The sequence below is a fragment of the Mesorhizobium sp. M0296 genome (assembly GCF_040321675.1).
GTDB lineage: Bacteria > Pseudomonadota > Alphaproteobacteria > Rhizobiales > Rhizobiaceae > Mesorhizobium.
In genome coordinates this window covers 35,280-51,978 of sequence record NZ_JAMYRZ010000017.1, presented here as the reverse complement: position 1 = coordinate 51,978, position 16,699 = coordinate 35,280, and the positions used below count along the sequence as shown (strand labels likewise).

The window sequence follows — 16,699 nt, the reverse complement described above, 5'->3', positions numbered from 1 at the left end:
GATCGCCGTCTATCTGGACCACCGACCGCCGCACCGCAAGGCCGAAGGCAGGCAAACTTCTCCTCCTCGACAGGCATGTGATAGGTGTCGGGGCGGGGAAGACGATTCTAGTGTGGTGCGACGCGGATCGCACGGGAGGAAATCATCATGTCCGACAGCGCCTTGCCGCTGGTGATCAGCGCACCCGAACCGCGCACGCTCGACCTGATCTTCACGCCGGCTGCGCTGGCGAAATTTCGATCGAAATACCGTATCGTCGAAATATCGCCCGAAGCGGTGGCGGCGCTGCCGGCCGATATCCTTGCCGAGGCGCGCTACATCGTCGGCCAGCCACCTATCGCGCCGGAGACGCTGGAAAGAATGAAGGCGCTGCGCTGCATCTTCAATGTCGAGAGCAACCTCATCAACAACATGCCCTACAAGACGCTGTTTTCGCGCGGCATCCATGTCGTCACCACCGGGCTGGTGTTTGCCGAACCGGTGGCCGAGCTCGGCCTTGCCATGGCGCTCAACCTCGCCCGCGGCATCGTCGACGCCGATCTCGCATTTCGTCACGGCAAGGAGCTGTGGGGCGGCGACGGCAACCGGACGGCACGGCTTCTTTCCGGCGCGGATGTCGGCATTATCGGCTTCGGCGATCTTGGCCGTGCGCTCAACCGGCTGCTGTCAGGCTTTCGCACGCGGACAAAAGTCTTCGACCCGTGGCTGCCGCCGTCAATCCTGATCGAAAACGGCGTCGAGCCGGCCTCTCTCGACGACGTTCTGTCGAACAGCGATTTCATCTTCGTCGTCGCTTCGGTGACCAGCGAAAACCAGGGTTTCCTTGGTGCCGAGGCGTTTGCCAGGATGCGCAAGGGAGCCGCTTTCATCCTGCTCAGCCGAGCCGGCGTGGTCGATTTCCCGGCACTGATGGACGCCGTCCACAGCGGCCATATCGTCGCCGCCAGCGATGTTTTTCCTGAGGAGCCTCTGGCCCAGGATCACCCGGTCCGTACATTGCCGGGGTTCCTGCGCTCCGCCCACCGGGCCGGCGCGCTTGACATCGCCTTCAAGCGGATGGGCGACATGGTGCTGGAAGACATGGACCTGATCGACCGCGGCCTGCCGCCGATGCGTTCGAAGCGGGCCGAGCGTGAGACCGTTTCGCGAATGCGTTCGAAGCCGGTCGACAAGAATTAAGCCGCCTGCCGACGGTCGCACATGCTCAGACGGTGAAGGACCAAAACAGGCAGGCCAGTGTCGCTGCGGCGAAGACGACGAAGAACAGGCTTCTCAACAAGATGTTGCGGCGCAGCTCGTTGATGAACAGATGACACCCGACGACGGCTGCGACAAACAGGAAGCGCCAGTTCAGCAGTGCGGAGAGCACATCGCGCTGACCGAAAGCAAATCTCGCGGCGAGACATCCAACGATGACCGCAAACAACACGATGACCGTCCAGAAGATCGCATCGGCGGCATGTGTCAGGACGATGCCAGCGAGCCTGATCGGCAGAACCATCATCAGCAGTGCGCTGAAAAAATAGATCGCCGCGAGCGGAATGAACGTCCCCGCATCGGCGACGTCGCTCAAGCGCTTGGCGCCGATCGCGCCATAGGGATAGCCATGCCTGGCCACCGCCAGGCTGAGCGCCATCAGCAAGGCCGTCAGCATGGTGGCAAGCGCGAATGAGGTCAGGGCTTTGCTCATGGGGCTCCCGTTCCGAGCGAATCGAAGTCAGGACGTTGGTAGCCCATGGTTTGTAAATTGCTAGTAAGCATCATGCAGCGGCACGGCAGAGTTTCTCGGTGCATTCACTCCGCAGCTTGCAGACGCCGCCCGTCGATAATGGTCTTGATCTCGGCGCGGCAAGAGCCGCAATTGGTGCCGGCGTGAAGGGCGGCGCCGATTGCCGCGACGCTGGTACAGCCGCCGCGTACCGCTTCCGCGATCTGGTTGGCACCGACCCCGAAACAGGCGCAGACGGTGGCACCGCGGTCGACGCTGTTGCCGCCCGGCCGCCCGGCGACAATCGCCAACCGCGCCTGCCGATCGGCATGGTCAGCACCAAGTTGTTCGACTGCCCACCCGCGCGACACCGCTACCGGGGTAGGCGCAAGATAGAGCGCGCCGACCAGCCGATTGCCTGCGAAACGGGCGAAGCGATGGTGCCCGCCGGCGATGTCGTGATAGGCGAGCGTCTCGCCTTCCATGCCTAACAGGGAGGCGGCAAACCCGGTCCAGTCACGGCTGTCCTGCAGCGCAATTTCAAGCCGCCAGCCGGCGGGGCAGCGGGCGAGGCTCCAGTAATCGGCGTCGATCGAGGCGGGCCGTTCGGCAAGCACCGCGAAACCGAAGGCTGCGGCAGCGAAGCGTTCGAGGCGGGCGGCAACGTTCTTCGAGGCCGGCTGACCTGAAATCGCATCGGTCGTCGGCGGGACCAGTGCATCGACACGCGCGCGGGCGGAGATCTGATCGGTCCAGTGCATCGGAACGAATACAGAGCCTTGGCGTTGGCGCACCGTCACCAGGGCGCGGACCAGCACCTCGCCATGGCCAGTCGAGACGCGCACGATGTCGGCATCGCCGATACCGAAGTGCTGCGCATCCGCCGGGTGGATTTCGACGAACGGTTCGGCCATGTGCTGCGACAGGCGCGGGCTCTTGCCGGTCCGCGTCATGGTGTGCCAATGGTCGCGGACGCGCCCGGTGTTGAGGACGAGCGGGTAGTCCAGGCTGGTGCGGGTTTGTGCGGCTGGGCGGATGGCAATGAAGCGTGCCTTGCCGTCGGGTGTGTAGAAATTGCCGTTGGCGAAGAAGCGGGTGCTTTTGTCCTCCGGCTGGCGCCGCGCGCGCCGCTCTGGCCTGCCGGCCACCTCCCCCTCAAGGGGGGAGATTGGCAGTTTTGCCGGCTGCGCCCACTCATCAACCTGGGAGACTGGCGATAGCCGAGCAGCAGGCTGATCTCCCCCCTTGAGGGGGAGATGGCCGGCAGGCCAGAGGGGGTCATCTGCGACGGCCTCCACCTCGGTGGGGCGACCCGGAGAGGTCGAGACTTCACCACCGACCCCACCCCGTCCCGCTTGTTTCGCTTTGCTCAACGCGCGTGCCGACCCTCCCCTCAAGGGGGAGGGTGGAGCCGGCGCTGGCCATTGGAACGGCAGAAGATCCTCATAGGCCTCTGCACCGATATCGCCATACGCGCCTATATCAAAATCGCGCGCGCCGTCATTCTCGAAGCCCGACAGCGCCGCGTGCTCGGCGAAGATGTCGGCCGGCGACACATGCGAAAAAGCCTCGCCGAAGCCCATCCGCTTGGCGACTTCAGTGATGATCCACCAATCTGGCCTTGCCTCGCCGGGCCTGGCCAAAAAAGCCCGCTGGCGCGAGATGCGGCGCTCCGAATTGGTGACGGTGCCATCCTTTTCGCCCCATGCGGTGGCCGGCAGCCGGACATGGGCGTGGCGGACCGTGTCGGTCTCGCCCAGCACGTCCGAGACCACAACAAACGGGCAGGCCCTGATCGCCGCTTCGACGGCATCGGCATCCGGCATCGAATCGACCGGGTTGGTGGCCATGATCCACAGCGCCTTGATGCGTCCGTCGGCCACCGCTCGGAACATCTCGACCGCTTTCAGGCCGGGTTTTTCGGCGACGGTTGGGGCATTCCAGAAGCGCTGCACGCGTTCGCGGTGCTCGGGGTTTTCGATCTCCATGTGGGCGGCCAGCATGTTGGCCATGCCGCCGACCTCACGGCCGCCCATGGCGTTGGGCTGGCCGGTCACCGAGAACGGCCCGGCGCCGGGCTTGCCTATGCGGCCGGTGGCCAGATGGCAGTTGATGATGGCGTTGACCTTGTCGGTGCCCGAAGACGACTGGTTCACGCCTTGGCTGTAGACGGTCACCGTCTTCGCCGTCGCGGCAAACAGGCTGTAGAAGCGGGCCAGTTCGTCCTCACTGAGACCCGTGGCAGCCGCGATGCCGGCAAGATCGAGCGCCGAGGCGGCGAAAAGCGCTTGCCCGAAGCCGGTCGTGTGCGCCGTGATATAGGTGCGGTCCAGCGCGTTGTGCTGGCCGAGATAGGCGAGCAGCCCGGTGAACAAAGCGACGTCGCCATCGGGCGCGATCGCCAGATGCATGTCCGCGATGTCTGAGGTCATGGTGCGGCGAGGGTCGATCAGCACCACCTTCATCTCGGGCCGCTTTTCCCGGGCGGCCGCAATGCGCTGGTAGAGTACCGGATGGCACCAGGCGAGATTGGAGCCGACCAGCACGATCAGGTCGGCAAGTTCCAGGTCCTCGTAATTTCCCGGAACGGTGTCCGAACCAAAGGCGCGGCGGTGGCCGGCGACCGACGAGGCCATGCACAGGCGCGAATTGGTGTCGATATTGGCCGAGCCGATAAAGCCTTTCATCAGCTTGTTGGCGACGTAATAGTCCTCGGTCAGCAACTGGCCGGAAACATAAAAGGCGACCGAACCGGGGCCGTGTTCGGCAATGGTTTGCGAGAAGGTCGAAGCGACAAGGTCGAGCGCTTCGTCCCAGTCGGTGCGGCGACCGTGGATCTCCGGGTATAGCAACCTGCCGTCGAGGTCGATGGTCTCAGCCAGCGCCGAGCCTTTGGAGCAGAGCCGGCCGAAATTCGCCGGGTGGTCCGGGTCGCCGCGAACGGTTATTTCACCGTCCGCGGCGACCTTCGCCAGCACGCCGCAACCCACCCCGCAATAGGGGCAGGTGGTCCTCACCTCGCGCGCTTCATCAATCTGCATGGTTCACGCCGCGCGGCTGGCCAGCGCTTCCAGCGCAATGAACAGCCGCTCGCCGTCGACCCGCACGGCAATGGTGCGCACCGCGCCCTCGTCCGCGCCGAGCGCCTTGCCTGTCTCCAGCGAGATCACCCAATTGTGCAAGGGACAGGTCACCGCCGTGCCATGGACGATGCCCTGGCTGAGCGGCCCACCTTTGTGCGGGCAATGGTCGTCGATGGCAAAGACCTGATCGTCGGCCGTGCGAAAGACGGCGATCTTTCCTTCCGGCGTGGCGACGCAGCGCGCGCCGCGACGCGGAATGTCCGAGAGCGTGCCGATCGATACCCAGTTCATGTGGCCATTCCTCTTTTGCGCGTGTTCTTGTCCGAAAACCGCATTCCACTTTTCGGGAACACGCGCCTACTCCGCCGCCTGGGCAAAGCCGACCGAAGCCATCGGCCGGAATTCATGCTTGTCCTTGCCGGAAGCACGTTCCGACCATGGGTCGACCTGGGCGAATTTCTGCGAAAAGACGAAGCGGTCGAAATAGGCTTTGCGCTTCTCGCCATCGTCCATGATCTGACGCTTGATCTCAGCTATGCCGACGCGCTTGGCCCATTTGTAGATACGCTCGAGATAGCGGCCCTGCTCGCGATACATCTGCGTCAACGCCACGATATGCTCCAGCGCCTCGTCCTCGGTCTTGACCTGGCCGAGCACTTCGGTGCCCTTGATGTCGAGACCGGCGGCGCCGGCGAAATGGATCTCGTAGCCGCTATCGACGCAGATCACGCCGACATCCTTGCAGGTCGCCTCGGCACAGTTTCGCGGACAGCCCGACACCGCCATCTTGACCTTGGCCGGGGTCCACGAGCCCCACATGAATTTTTCGATACGGATGCCCAAGCCGGTCGAATCCTGCGTGCCGAAGCGGCACCAGTCCGAGCCGACACAGGTCTTCACCGTGCGCAGTCCTTTGGCATAGGCGTGGCCGGAGACGAAGCCAGCCTGGCCGAGATCGGCCCATACCGCCGGCAGGTCTTCCTTGCGGATGCCGAGCATGTCGATGCGCTGGCCGCCGGTGACCTTGACCATCGGGATCTCGAACTTGTCGACGACGTCGGCGATGGCGCGCAATTCGGCGGCGTTGGTGACGCCGCCCCACATGCGCGGCACTACCGAATAGGTGCCGTCCTTTTGGATGTTGGCGTGGACGCGCTCGTTGATGAAGCGCGACTGGTAATCGTCGGCGTATTCGTCGGGCCAGTCGCAGACGAGATAGTAGTTGAGCGCCGGCCGGCATTTGGCGCAGCCGCAGGAAGTCTTCCACTCCAGTTCCTGCATGACGGCGGGAATGGTCTTCAAGCCCTTGGCCTTGATCAGCCGGCGGACCTCGTCATGGCCAAGCGCGGTGCAGCTGCACATCGGCTGGACCGCCGCGGGGTTGTATTTGTCGCCGATGGTCAGCACCATCAGCTTTTCGACCAGCCCGGTGCAGGAGCCGCAGGAGGCCGACGCCTTGGTGTGGGCGCGCACATCGTCGAGCGAGGTCAAGCCCCTGGCCGTGATCGCGCCGGTGATCTTTCCCTTGCATACGCCGTTGCAACCGCAGATTTCCGCATCATCCGGCAAGGCTGCAACGGCCGCCATAGGGTCCAGGGGGGCGCCTCCCTGGTAGGACTGGCCGAAGATGAGCGTATCGCGCATCTCGGATATGTCTGTCTGCTTCTTCTTGAGGTCGTTGAACCAGGCGCCGTCCGCCGTCTCGCCATAGAGCACGGTGCCGATGATGCGGTCGTCCTTGAGTACCAGGCGCTTGTAGACGCCGGCCGCGGCATCGCGCAGCACGATCTCCTGACGGTCATCGCCCTCGGCGAAGTCGCCGAGAGAGAACAGCTCGATGCCGGTGACCTTGAGCTTAGTCGGCGTGTCCATGTGGACGAAAGCCGCCGCCTCATTGCCGGCCAGATGGCTGGCGGCGACGCGCGCCATCTCGTAGAGCGGCGCGACCAGCCCGTAGACCTGGCCGTTGACCTCGGCGCATTCGCCGATTGCGTAGATATCGGGATCGTTGCTGCGCATGCCGGCGTCGACGACGATGCCGCGATTGACCGCAATGCCGGCTTCCTTCGCCAGCGCCGCATTCGGCCTGATGCCCACCGCCATGACGACGAGCGTTGCGGGAATGACTGTGCCGTCGGCAAGCTCCACCCGCTCGACCTTGCCGTTGCCGGTGATCGCCTGGGTGTTGGCCTTGGTGATGACCTTGATGCCGCGCTGCTCGACGGCGCGCTGCAGGAGATATCCGGCGGCCGGATCGAGCTGACGCTCCATCAGCGTCGGCATGACGTGCAGCACGGTGACGTCCATGCCCTGCGCGTTCAGACCCGCAGCCGCTTCCAGGCCGAGCAGGCCGCCGCCGATGACGACAGCCTTGGCCCGCGACTGGGCGGCAAGCATCATCGCCCGGACGTCGTCGAGATCGCGATAGGTGAGCACGCCCGGCAGGTCATGGCCTGGCACCGGAATGATAAACGGCACCGAGCCGGTGGCGATGACGAGTTTGTCATAAGGCTCGGTCACGCCATGATCGGAGGTGACGGTCTTTGCCTGCCGGTCGATGGCGACGATCTTGTGGCCCTTGTAGAGGGTGATGCCGTGCTTGATGTACCAGCCGTCGCCATGGATGATGATCTCCTCATAGGCCTTTTCTCCCGACAGAACCGGCGACAGCATGATGCGGTCGTAGTTCACGCGCGGCTCGGCGTTGAAGATGGTGACCTGGTAGCGCCCAGGCGCCTTTTCCAGGAGATGCTCCAGCATGCGCCCGGGGGCCATGCCGTTGCCGATGATGACGAGTTTCTCGGTCATGTCCTGATCCACTCCGCTCTCACTCAGCCGCGTAGGAAAGGCCTGAAGCTTCGTCAGACGCCGTGCGCTCCATCCGCCGGATGGAAAAATGCATCCAGGCAAAGCAGGTGGCGACGATGACGAAGAGCAGCATGAAGCAGCTCGACCAGACGCCGGTGAGGTCGTTGAGCACGCCGAAGGCGATTGGCAGGATAAAGCCGCCGAGCCCGCCAATCATGCCGACAACGCCGCCGACCGCGCCGACACTCTGCGGATAGTAAGCCGGGATGTGCTTGTAGACGGCGGCCTTGCCGAGGCTCATGAAGAAGCCGAGCACACAGGCAACGGCTATGAAGGCGAGCGGGCCGATCTCGAAATGGAAGGCGATCGGCCCGCTGATACCGCGCACGACGTAGTCTGCCGAGGGGAGAGACAGAACGAGAGTCGCGACGGCACTGACAGCGAAGGTGCAGTAGAGCACGGTGCGGGCGCCGATCCGGTCGGAAAGCACGCCGCCATAGGCGCGGAAAATACTTGCCGGAATTGAATAGGCCGCGCCAATCATGCCGGCGGTCGCAAGCCCGAAGCCGTAGACGCCGATCAGGTACCGGGGCAGCCACAGCGAGAGCGCCACGAATGCACCGAAGGCGAAGAAATAATAGAAGGCGAAGCGCCAGACCTGCAGGTTCTTGAGCGGCGCGAATTCCTGCAAGAAGCTTCTCTTGGGCGCTGCCTTGCCGGCGCGGCGCTCGCGGATGACCGGGTCGTCGCCAGTCGTGAACCAGAAGACGGCGGCCATGACGACGAGTGCTGCCGCCCAGATCAGCGCGACCGACTGCCAGCCCCAGGAGAGAAGCACGAACGGTGCCAGGAACTTGGTGACCGCGGCGCCGACATTGCCGACACCGAAAATGCCAAGCGCCGTACCCTGCTTGCCGGCCGGGAAGAAGCGCGAGACATAGGCGACACCGACGGCGAAGGAACCGCCGGCGAGCCCAACGCCTAGTGCGGCGACCAGCATCTGCCCGTAGGTGTGCGCAAAAGCGAGCAGAAAGGTCGCGACCGCCGCCGCAAGCATGGTCGCGGTGTATACCAGCCGTCCGCCAAAACGGTCGGTCCAGACACCGAGCACCATACGCACGAGCGAGCCGGTGAGGATCGGCGTGCCGACGAGCAGGCCGAACTCCGTCTCGTTCAGCCCCAGCTCCTGCTTTATGCGCACGCCGATAATTGAAAAGATCGTCCACACCGCGAAGCAGACGGTGAAGGCGATGGTGGACATGGCAAGCGCCTGCCGGGGAGCGCTGTCCTGGCTGGGCGCGGCTGGGAGATTTGCGGTCATTTTCTGGCTCCGGTTTGCGGCGTGGGAGGCACCGCCCTTGTCTGTTCGTTCGCGACTGTCAGCGGCGCAGCATCGGCGAACTGGTTGAAACCGAGCTGTGCGCGGTCACTTCGAGACCCTTGCCGTCAGTCTTGGCGCCGTCGGGAAAGAGGAGGAGCGCGGCGGTGAACAGCGCCGCCGTCAGCGCGCTGACGGCCAGAAAATCACGGCGCGTGAAGTCCGCGAGGGACGCGGCAGTTCCGATCCGTTTCGTCATCGTCGTCTCCGGTTGGACGCCGCTTGGGATCAGCGCCGTCGATTGCGTTAAAACAAAAAAGCCGCCGGCCAGGTCTTCGCGTCCGGGTTCCGGGAGCGCGTGTGGACCTGAGCGGCAGCTTTGCCTGTGGCGCCCGCCATTGGACGCCGTTTCACTTGGCCCTTGCGGACCCTACATTTCGGAAAGCAGGAAGCGTGCCAATTCGACAGCGCTCTTAATTATCGAATGAAATCAATATGAACCGCAGCCGCGCGACTTTTGACCAAGCTCGGCAGCGGATCAAAGATTAGTCAAAATGCCTTGCACAGCAGCATAATATTTGTGCAATGCGGTAGATTGCCTATTGCCGATGCAGATTGCCAATGATGATGACGAGTTTTCCCGTTATGGCCTTACTCCGCGGCTTCGACGAAGCGGTGGCGTTCGTAGAGGAATTTCAGCACCGCCTCGCGGCAGCGCAGGAAGGTGCGGTCGGAGGAAAGCTCGATGCGCCGGCGCGGCCGGGCCAGCGGCACGGCAAGAACCTCGCCGATGGTGGCCGCCGGGCCGTTGGTCATCATCACGATGCGGTCGGACAACAGCACCGCCTCGTCGACATCATGGGTGATCATGATCGTCGTCGAGCCGAGCCTCGAATGGATATCCATCACCGCGTCCTGAAGATGGGCGCGCGTCAGCGCGTCGAGCGCCCCGAACGGCTCGTCGAGCAGCAGGATCTTCGGCTCCATGGCCAGCGCCCGGGCGATGCCGACGCGCTGCTTCATGCCGCCCGAAATCTCGGCCGGACGTTTGTCCTTGGCATGCCCCATCTGCACGAGATCGAGATTGCGCATGATCCATTCATGCCGCTCGGCCCGGCTCTTGCTCCGGCCAAAGACCTTCGTGACTGCCAAATTGATGTTTTCGTAGACGGTGAGCCATGGCAGCAGGCTGTGGTTCTGGAACACCACGGCGCGTTCCGGGCCGGGACTATCGACCTCCTTGTCTTCGAGCAGAACGGCGCCGGCCGAGACCTTGGTCAGGCCGGCGATCAGGTTGAGCAAGGTCGACTTGCCGCAGCCGGAATGGCCGATGATCGAGACGAATTCGCCCTTGTCGATGGTCAGCCGGATGTCCTTCAGCACGTCGCTGACCTGGCTGCCGCGGGCGAAGGATTTGTCGATGTGGTCGAGTTTCAGATAGGCCGTCATCGTCCCTCTCCTCACTTTGCCGTTGTGCCGCGGGTGACGAAGACGCCGACCGCCGCGACCAGGCGGTCGAGGCAAAAGCCGGTGACGCCGATATAGGCGAGCGCGACAATGATGTCGGGCAGGCGCGACGAGTTCCACGCGTCCCAGATGAAGAAGCCGATGCCGACGCCGCCGGTCAGCATTTCGGCGGCGACGATGGCGAGCCAGGACAGGCCGATGCCGATCCGCAAGCCCGTGAAGATGTAGGGCGCGGCCGCCGGCACCATAATCTTCACAAAGAACTCGAACTGATTGAGCCGGAGGATACGGGCGACGTTGCGGTAGTCCTCGGGGATGTTGCGGACACCGACCGCGGTGTTGATGATGATGGGCCAGATCGAGGTGATGAAGATGACGAAGATCGCCGACGGGCTGGAATCGCGGAACGCCGCCAGCGACAGCGGCAGCCACGCGAGCGGCGGCACCGTGCGCAGGATCTGGAAGACCGGATCGAGACCGCGCATCGCCCAGATCGACTGGCCGACGAGCGCGCCGAGCGCGACGCCGACGATTGCTGCCAGGCCGAAGCCCATGGCGACGCGCTGCAGCGACATCAGCACCCGCCAGGCGAGTCCGATGTCCTGCGAGCCATTGTCGAAGAACGGGTGGGCGATCAGGTCATAGGCCTCGTTCCACACTTGGCTCGGCGGTGGCAGGCTGGCTGTGGGCGACGAACAGGCGAGCTGCCAGACGACGAGCATAATGGTGATGACGATGACCGGCGGCACCAGCGTGCTGGCCAGTTTGGCGGCGATCGCGGCCGGGTCGAAGCGGCGCCGCGCCCTGGCGGTCAAGGCGATGACCTCGGCGGGCTTGGCCGGTGCGGGGAACGGCTTCACCTTGCGGTCCTCGATGGCTTGGATAGACATTTCTCGAAAAACTCCTTGGCGGCGGGTGCAAGGCAGGCGGCGCTGCCACCGCCTGCCGCGCATCTATGTCAGGCTCAGGCCGATGCCTTGATCTTCAGGCTGTCGAGATAGGCGGACGGGTTCTCCGGATCGAAGATCTTGCCGTCGAAGAAGGTCTCGACGCCGCGCGACGTAGACGCCGGAATATCGGCCGCGGCGACACCAAGATCCTTGGCCGCCTCGCGCCACAGATCCTCACGGTTGACTTGGCCGACCAGTGCTTTGATGTCGGTGGTCGGCGCGAACTTGCCCCAGCGAATATTTTCGGCGAGGAACCAGCTGTCGTGGCTCTTGAAGGGATAGGACACGCCGCCCTGCCAGAACTTCATGTAGAGATCGGTGCCGTTGGCGACGCGGCCATTGCCGTAATTGATGTCGCCCTTGAGGCGGCCGATGATGTCGGCGGTCGGCACGTTCATCCATTGCCGCTTGCCGATGATGGCGGCCATCTCGTCCTTGTTTTCCTTGGCTTCGCACCATTGCTGGGCTTCCATGACGGCCATCAGGATCGCCTTGGTGGCGTTCGGATACTTGTCGATGAAGGCGGCGCGCAGGCCGAGCGCCTTTTCCGGATGGCCCTTCCACAGCTCGCCAGTGGTGGCGGCGGTGAAGCCGACGCCCTGGTGAACCAGCTGCTCGTTCCACGGCTCGCCGACACAGAACACGTCCATGTTGCCGACCTTCATGTTGGCGACCATCTGCGGCGGCGGCACGACGATGGTCGAGACGTCCTTGTCGGGATCAATGCCGCCGGCGGCCAGCCAGTAGCGCAGCCAAAGATCGTGCGTGCCGCCCGGAAAGGTCATGGCGGCCTTCACCTCCTTGCCTGCGGCCTTCTTGACGGCGAAGGCGTCCTTCAGCTTTGATGCGTCGAGGCCGACGCCGGTGCCGGCATATTCCTGGGCGACGGAAATGCCCTGGCAGTCGTAGTTGAGCCGGGCCACGATCGCCATCGGCAGTGGCTGCTTGTTTTGAGTCACCTTGCCGGTGTGCATCAGATAAGGCATCGGCGTCAGGATATGGGCGCCGTCAATGCCGTTGGCTTCGCCGCCGAGCACCAGATTATCGCGCGTCGCCCCCCAGGAGGCCTGCTTGAGCACCTCGACGTCGGGCATGCCGAATTTCTCGAACAGGCCCTTCTCCTTGGCAATCATCAGCGGCGCCGCATCGGTCAGCGCTATGAAGCCGAGCTTGGCGCCGGTGACTTCCGGCGCGGCGGGCGCCGCATAGGCGCCGGAGGGCAGCAGCGCACGCGCCGCGGCCAGCGTTGCCGTGGTGGCCGCGCTGATCCTCAGGAAATCGCGGCGGCTGATCGCCGTTTGGGCGGAATGGCTATTGCTGCTTTTCGTCATCGTCATCTCCGGTTGGGCGCGGCTTGGGATCGGCGCCGTCGATTGCGTGTTCGACCAAAACAAAAAAGCCGCCGGCCAGGCCGCGCGCGTCCGTCCATCCGGGATCGCGTGTTGACCTGAGCGGCAGCGTTGCCTGTAGCGCCCGCCATTGGACGCCTATTCCGTGACCCGAGAAGAGTCTGCCTATTGCAACGCAGGAACCGTGCCAGTTTCGGAATGGATGACAAACATCAATGAGATCAACGACTTGCCAAAATCGTCGGCGCGCCGGCCCGCTGGGCGAGCAAGCCAAAGATTGTTCATTAGCGCAGTTGCACGCACATTTTTTGTGCAGCGCACAAGAATGGCGCCGAAATGATCAGACTTCGGCGCGCGCCAATTTCTGGCCGGCAATGTAGGCGTCGATCTCGTCGGGATCGAAGATCTGGCCATCGAAGAAACCATCGGGACCGAGCACCAGGCTTGCCCCCGCCGAACCGACCGGAGTCGCGGCCTTCAGCGCGCCCTCGACCTTGGCATTGGCACCGGGAAGCGCTACGCCAAGCGGCTTCAACGCCGAGCGGTAGAGATCGGGGCGGTAGCAGTCGCGGGCAATAGCGAGGTTTTCCGGCGTGTGCGCGACATGCCCCCAGCGCACCATCTGCGTGTAGAACCACAGGGCATGGCTCTTCCACGGGAAGTTCGCCGCCTTGCCGAAGGGCAGAAAGAAGTCGCCGACGTTGAGTTCGGCGCCGCCGCCGAGCGCCAGATGGCCGCTGAGGATCGGCATCTGCAGCGCCGGCGCAAGCCCGAGGAAGGCCGGCTGCGCCATCAGGGCCGCGAGTTCGTCACGGTTTGCCGGATCCTGGCACCAGCGCGCCGCGTGATGAAGCGCACGCAGCAGGGCTGAAAGCGCGTCCGGCTCTCTTTCCGCCCATGCCTTGCGCACGCCGACGACTTTCTCGGGGCTGGTCTTCCAGATGGCCGCCTTGACCGTGGCGATACGGCCGGTGCCCGCGACGACCGAGGCACTGTTCCAGGGTTCGCCGACGCAGTAGCCGTCGATCCTGCCGGCGGCGAGTGCGTCGGCCATGAACGGGGGCGGCACGATGACGATCTCGATTTCACGCGACGGGTCGATGCCACAGGCGGCGAGCCAGTAGCGCAATTCATAATTGTGCCCGGAGTGCGGATGGACGACGGCGAAGCGAAGCGGATCGCCGCCGGCATTCACCCGTTCACGAATCAGCGCTCCCAACGCCTTGCCGGCCCGCGCCGGATCGAGATCGGGTTGGGCGCCGTGCGCGGCCATGCCCACCCAGACCGCGTTCGAAACCGTCACGCAATTGCCGCCGAGGCCGAGCGAGAACGGCACGACGGTATCGGAGGCGAGCGGTGTCAGCCCCAGATTGCAGGCGATCGGCATCGGCCCCAGCATGTGCGCCAGATCGAAATGGCCGATGGCGATGCGGTCGCGGATGTTGGCCCAGGACGTTTCCCGGTTGAGCGTCAGGTCGATGCCTTCGCGCAGGGCGAAGCCGATTTCCTTCGCCGCGACAAGGATAGCGCTGTCGAAGAGCGGCATGAAGCCAGCATTGATCCGGTGCTCGGCCGCCATTCTCAACTCTCCTCGGGATCCAGCAGGCCTGCCGCCGTTACCAGGCTCTGGGCGATCTCGGCGATCTTGCGGTTCTGGTTCATGGCGGTCTTGCGCAGCAGCGTGTAGGCCGCGTCCTCCGACAGGCCGCGCGACTTCATCAGGATGCCCTTGGCGCGATCGATCACCTTGCGGCTCTCCAACTCGCTGCGGGCTTCTTCCAGTTCGCGCGCCATACGCGAGAAGGCGTTGAAGCGGCTGATCGCCATGTCGAGGATCGGCTTGACCCGCTCCTGACGCAGGCCGTCGACGACATAGGCTGATACCCCCGCTTCCACCGCGGCTTCGATCGAAGCCTGATCCGAGCGGTCGACGAACATGGCGATCGGCCGCTTCACCACGCGCGAAAGCTGGAACATGTTTTCGAGCATGTCGCGGTTGGGATTTTCGAGATCGATGACGATGACGTCGGGTTCGATCTCGGCGATCCGTCGCGCGATGCCGGCGACGTCGTGGATGACCGTGACCTGCTGATGCCCAGCCTCCCGCAATCCCGCTTCGATTATCGAAGCGCGGATGTGGTTTTCATCGATCACCAGGACAGTGAGGGATTTGCGGATCATGCCGCATTTTGCGCAGGCGAGACGATTGTGCAATGCGGCATCCCGAGATTCACGGAAACAATGCCGGCGTCCAGGCGTCGCCTGAGGAATTGGACGCGACGGCCAGCGTCGCGGCGGTGGTGCTGGGGCGGTCGGCGACAACGAACGGGCAACACGCCTGTCCGGCGTACGCTGCTGGCAGGTGATCACGGCGCTCTACGTTATCTCGAGCGTGCTCGTCGGCACTGCACTACATCGGCCTGATCAAGGCCGTCGCTCGCCGACCCGCTGGTGCTGCCTTGGGTGGCCGCCGCCGTCGTCGGCGGCACCTCGATCTTCGGCGGCCGCGGCGCCTGCACCGGCACAATCAACGGCGCTGATCCCCACCGCGCTGACGACGCTGCTGACGATTTTGCAGATGCCGGAAGGGGCGTGGTGGATATTGTTTGGGTTAATCGTGCTGTTTGTGACGGCGGCTTATTTGCGGATTGTGGAGGAGAGATAGGGGGAAGCTGAGGCGGGGGGCTGCTTTGACCCAATCACGACGCTCACTCCGGTCAGTGGTAACGTCCGGATTTGGCGCGCGATTCCGACCTCAGTGAACGAAGTTATGACACGCCATTCCAGTGTATGCTTGCTTCGCCAAATTGGGTGTGCGCTGCAATAGCAGCCCGAGACAGTCGCGCTTGCCGAAGGGGCTGTCGGCTTTGACGGGATTGGCGTAAGCTACAGTTAAGGGGGTGCACACATGCACCGCATCATCGCCATAGCGATCTTAGTTCTCGCGGCCGTGTTCAGTTCCGCGCAGGCGGAGGTGCTGATCGGCGTCTCGGCTGCGATGACGGGACGGCTCGCCTGGATCGGCGAGCAGGGACAGCGCGGCGCGGAGATGGCAGTGGCCGACGTCAACACGGCGGGCGGCGTGCTCGGCCAGAAGGTGAGGCTCATCTCGGTCGACGACTTCTGCGATCCCGAGCAAGCTGTGGCGGCCGCCAAGAAGCTGGTGGCTGACGGGGTCGTGCTCGTCGTCGGGCATTATTGCTCCGGGGCCTCGATCCCCGCATCAAAAGTGTACGAGGAGGCGGGCGTCGTTGAGATATCCCCAGGCTCGACCAATCCGCAGCTGACCGAACAGGGCCGTGCCAATGTCTTTCGCACCATTGGCCGCGACGACGCGCAAGGTTTCATCGCCGGCAACTACCTTGCCGATCGCTGGGGCAACAAGAAGATTGCGATCCTCCACGACAATTCGACCTATGGGAAGGGTCTCGCCGACGAGACCAGGAAGCAGCTGAACAAGCGGGGCGTGACTGAGGCCGTTTACGACGCATACATTCCCGGGAAGGACGACTATTCGGCCGAGGTCGCTACGTTGCAGACCGCCGGCGTCTCCGCCTTATATGTGGGTGGGTATCATGCCGAGGTTGCGCTGATTGCTCGCGCTGCACACGACAGTGGCTACACGGTTCAGCTCATATCCGGAGATGCTTTGGCGACCGAGGAATTTGCCCTGATCGCCGGCCCCGCGGCGGAGGGGACCCTCTTCACGTTCCCGGCGGACCCGAGGCGAAGCCCCGAAGCGGCCGCGGTCGTTGAGCAGTTCCGTGCGGAGAATTTCGAACCCGCGGGCTACACGCTGTTGAGCTACTGCGCGGTCCAGGTTTGGGCCCAGGCAGTCTCGAAGGCAGGTTCGCTGGAGCAGAAGGCCATCATTGCGGCACTGCACGAACAGGAATTCGACACCGTCATCGGCCGGGTCGATTTCGACGACAAGGGCGACCTCACGAAGCAGAGTTGGGTTTGGTACGTCTGGCGCGGCGGAGAGTACGTGCCGGTTGAATAGGGTTCGCTGATCG

At 63.9% G+C, this 16,699-nt stretch carries 14 protein-coding genes and 1 pseudogene; 4 read left to right on the top strand and 11 right to left on the bottom strand.

Annotated features, from left to right (window positions below):
* Window positions 1-147 precede the first annotated feature (147 nt).
* Window positions 148-1,179 (top strand): hydroxyacid dehydrogenase, encoded by a 1,032-nt coding sequence (locus NKI97_RS17825; protein ID WP_352835609.1) that lies wholly within the window; start codon window positions 148-150, stop codon window positions 1,177-1,179.
* A 25-nt stretch (window positions 1,180-1,204) separates the two neighbouring features.
* Here the strand turns inward: NKI97_RS17825 and NKI97_RS17820 are convergent, their stop codons facing one another.
* From NKI97_RS17820 to NKI97_RS17780, 9 genes are all read right to left on the bottom strand, one after another.
* A complete protein-coding gene (locus tag NKI97_RS17820) occupies window positions 1,205-1,690 on the bottom strand; it encodes a hypothetical protein (RefSeq protein WP_352448442.1) in 486 nt (161 codons plus the stop codon).
* A 104-nt stretch (window positions 1,691-1,794) separates the two neighbouring features.
* Window positions 1,795-4,749 (bottom strand): nitrate reductase, encoded by a 2,955-nt coding sequence (locus tag NKI97_RS17815; protein ID WP_352448441.1) that lies wholly within the window; start codon window positions 4,747-4,749, stop codon window positions 1,795-1,797.
* Window positions 4,750-4,752: 3 nt separating this feature from the next.
* A complete protein-coding gene (nirD, locus tag NKI97_RS17810; RefSeq protein ID WP_352448440.1) occupies window positions 4,753-5,082 on the bottom strand; it encodes a nitrite reductase small subunit NirD in 330 nt (109 codons plus the stop codon).
* Window positions 5,083-5,148: 66 nt separating this feature from the next.
* Window positions 5,149-7,599, bottom strand: a complete 2,451-nt coding sequence (gene nirB / locus NKI97_RS17805; RefSeq protein WP_352448439.1) for a nitrite reductase large subunit NirB — start codon at window positions 7,597-7,599, stop codon at window positions 5,149-5,151.
* A 19-nt stretch (window positions 7,600-7,618) separates the two neighbouring features.
* Window positions 7,619-8,920, bottom strand: coding sequence for an MFS transporter (locus NKI97_RS17800; RefSeq protein ID WP_352448438.1), 1,302 nt, complete (start codon window positions 8,918-8,920; stop codon window positions 7,619-7,621).
* A gap of 58 nt (window positions 8,921-8,978) precedes the next feature.
* Window positions 8,979-9,176 carry a twin-arginine translocation signal domain-containing protein gene (locus tag NKI97_RS17795; RefSeq protein ID WP_352448437.1) on the bottom strand — a complete coding sequence of 66 codons (198 nt, stop codon included), beginning with the start codon at window positions 9,174-9,176 and terminating at the stop codon, window positions 8,979-8,981.
* 392 nt (window positions 9,177-9,568) lie between these two features.
* Window positions 9,569-10,366, bottom strand: coding sequence for an ABC transporter ATP-binding protein (locus NKI97_RS17790; RefSeq protein WP_352448436.1), 798 nt, complete (start codon window positions 10,364-10,366; stop codon window positions 9,569-9,571).
* An 11-nt stretch (window positions 10,367-10,377) separates the two neighbouring features.
* Window positions 10,378-11,274, bottom strand: coding sequence for a nitrate ABC transporter permease (ntrB, locus tag NKI97_RS17785; RefSeq protein WP_352835603.1), 897 nt, complete (start codon window positions 11,272-11,274; stop codon window positions 10,378-10,380).
* A gap of 74 nt (window positions 11,275-11,348) precedes the next feature.
* The gene (locus NKI97_RS17780; protein ID WP_352747181.1) at window positions 11,349-12,665 is read right to left on the bottom strand and encodes a CmpA/NrtA family ABC transporter substrate-binding protein; all 1,317 of its coding nucleotides are present in this window, start codon (window positions 12,663-12,665) and stop codon (window positions 11,349-11,351) included.
* Here NKI97_RS17780 and NKI97_RS17775 point away from each other — a divergent pair.
* Window positions 12,649-12,780 carry a hypothetical protein gene (locus NKI97_RS17775; protein ID WP_352747178.1) on the top strand — a complete coding sequence of 44 codons (132 nt, stop codon included), beginning with the start codon at window positions 12,649-12,651 and terminating at the stop codon, window positions 12,778-12,780. The genes NKI97_RS17780 and NKI97_RS17775 overlap by 17 nt on opposite strands.
* A 243-nt stretch (window positions 12,781-13,023) precedes the next feature.
* On the opposite strand, the gene NKI97_RS17770 is transcribed toward NKI97_RS17775, so the two are convergent.
* Both NKI97_RS17770 and NKI97_RS17765 read right to left on the bottom strand, forming a co-directional pair.
* Window positions 13,024-14,262, bottom strand: coding sequence for a CmpA/NrtA family ABC transporter substrate-binding protein (locus NKI97_RS17770; RefSeq protein WP_352835599.1), 1,239 nt, complete (start codon window positions 14,260-14,262; stop codon window positions 13,024-13,026).
* A 2-nt stretch (window positions 14,263-14,264) separates the two neighbouring features.
* Window positions 14,265-14,864 (bottom strand): ANTAR domain-containing response regulator, encoded by a 600-nt coding sequence (locus tag NKI97_RS17765; RefSeq protein WP_023676288.1) that lies wholly within the window; start codon window positions 14,862-14,864, stop codon window positions 14,265-14,267.
* A 127-nt stretch (window positions 14,865-14,991) separates the two neighbouring features.
* Here NKI97_RS17765 and NKI97_RS17760 point away from each other — a divergent pair.
* Window positions 14,992-15,348 (top strand): annotated as a pseudogene (locus NKI97_RS17760) (ABC transporter permease subunit); the annotation flags it as partial.
* 243 nt (window positions 15,349-15,591) lie between these two features.
* Window positions 15,592-16,686 (top strand): branched-chain amino acid ABC transporter substrate-binding protein, encoded by a 1,095-nt coding sequence (locus NKI97_RS17755; protein ID WP_352747172.1) that lies wholly within the window; start codon window positions 15,592-15,594, stop codon window positions 16,684-16,686.
* Window positions 16,687-16,699 lie beyond the last annotated feature (13 nt).

Coding starts and splice junctions, on each gene's coding strand:
- ntrB (WP_352835603.1), bottom strand. CDS start 11,274: ATGTCTATCCAAGCCATCGAGGACCGCAAGGTGAAGCCGTTCCCCGCA.
- nirD (WP_352448440.1), bottom strand. CDS start 5,082: ATGAACTGGGTATCGATCGGCACGCTCTCGGACATTCCGCGTCGCGGC.
- NKI97_RS17770 (WP_352835599.1), bottom strand. CDS start 14,262: ATGGCGGCCGAGCACCGGATCAATGCTGGCTTCATGCCGCTCTTCGAC.
- NKI97_RS17800 (WP_352448438.1), bottom strand. CDS start 8,920: ATGACCGCAAATCTCCCAGCCGCGCCCAGCCAGGACAGCGCTCCCCGG.
- NKI97_RS17765 (WP_023676288.1), bottom strand. CDS start 14,864: ATGATCCGCAAATCCCTCACTGTCCTGGTGATCGATGAAAACCACATC.
- NKI97_RS17815 (WP_352448441.1), bottom strand. CDS start 4,749: ATGCAGATTGATGAAGCGCGCGAGGTGAGGACCACCTGCCCCTATTGC.
- NKI97_RS17825 (WP_352835609.1), top strand. CDS start 148: ATGTCCGACAGCGCCTTGCCGCTGGTGATCAGCGCACCCGAACCGCGC.
- NKI97_RS17820 (WP_352448442.1), bottom strand. CDS start 1,690: ATGAGCAAAGCCCTGACCTCATTCGCGCTTGCCACCATGCTGACGGCC.
- NKI97_RS17780 (WP_352747181.1), bottom strand. CDS start 12,665: ATGACGAAAAGCAGCAATAGCCATTCCGCCCAAACGGCGATCAGCCGC.
- nirB (WP_352448439.1), bottom strand. CDS start 7,599: ATGACCGAGAAACTCGTCATCATCGGCAACGGCATGGCCCCCGGGCGC.
- NKI97_RS17755 (WP_352747172.1), top strand. CDS start 15,592: ATGCACCGCATCATCGCCATAGCGATCTTAGTTCTCGCGGCCGTGTTC.
- NKI97_RS17790 (WP_352448436.1), bottom strand. CDS start 10,366: ATGACGGCCTATCTGAAACTCGACCACATCGACAAATCCTTCGCCCGC.
- NKI97_RS17795 (WP_352448437.1), bottom strand. CDS start 9,176: ATGACGAAACGGATCGGAACTGCCGCGTCCCTCGCGGACTTCACGCGC.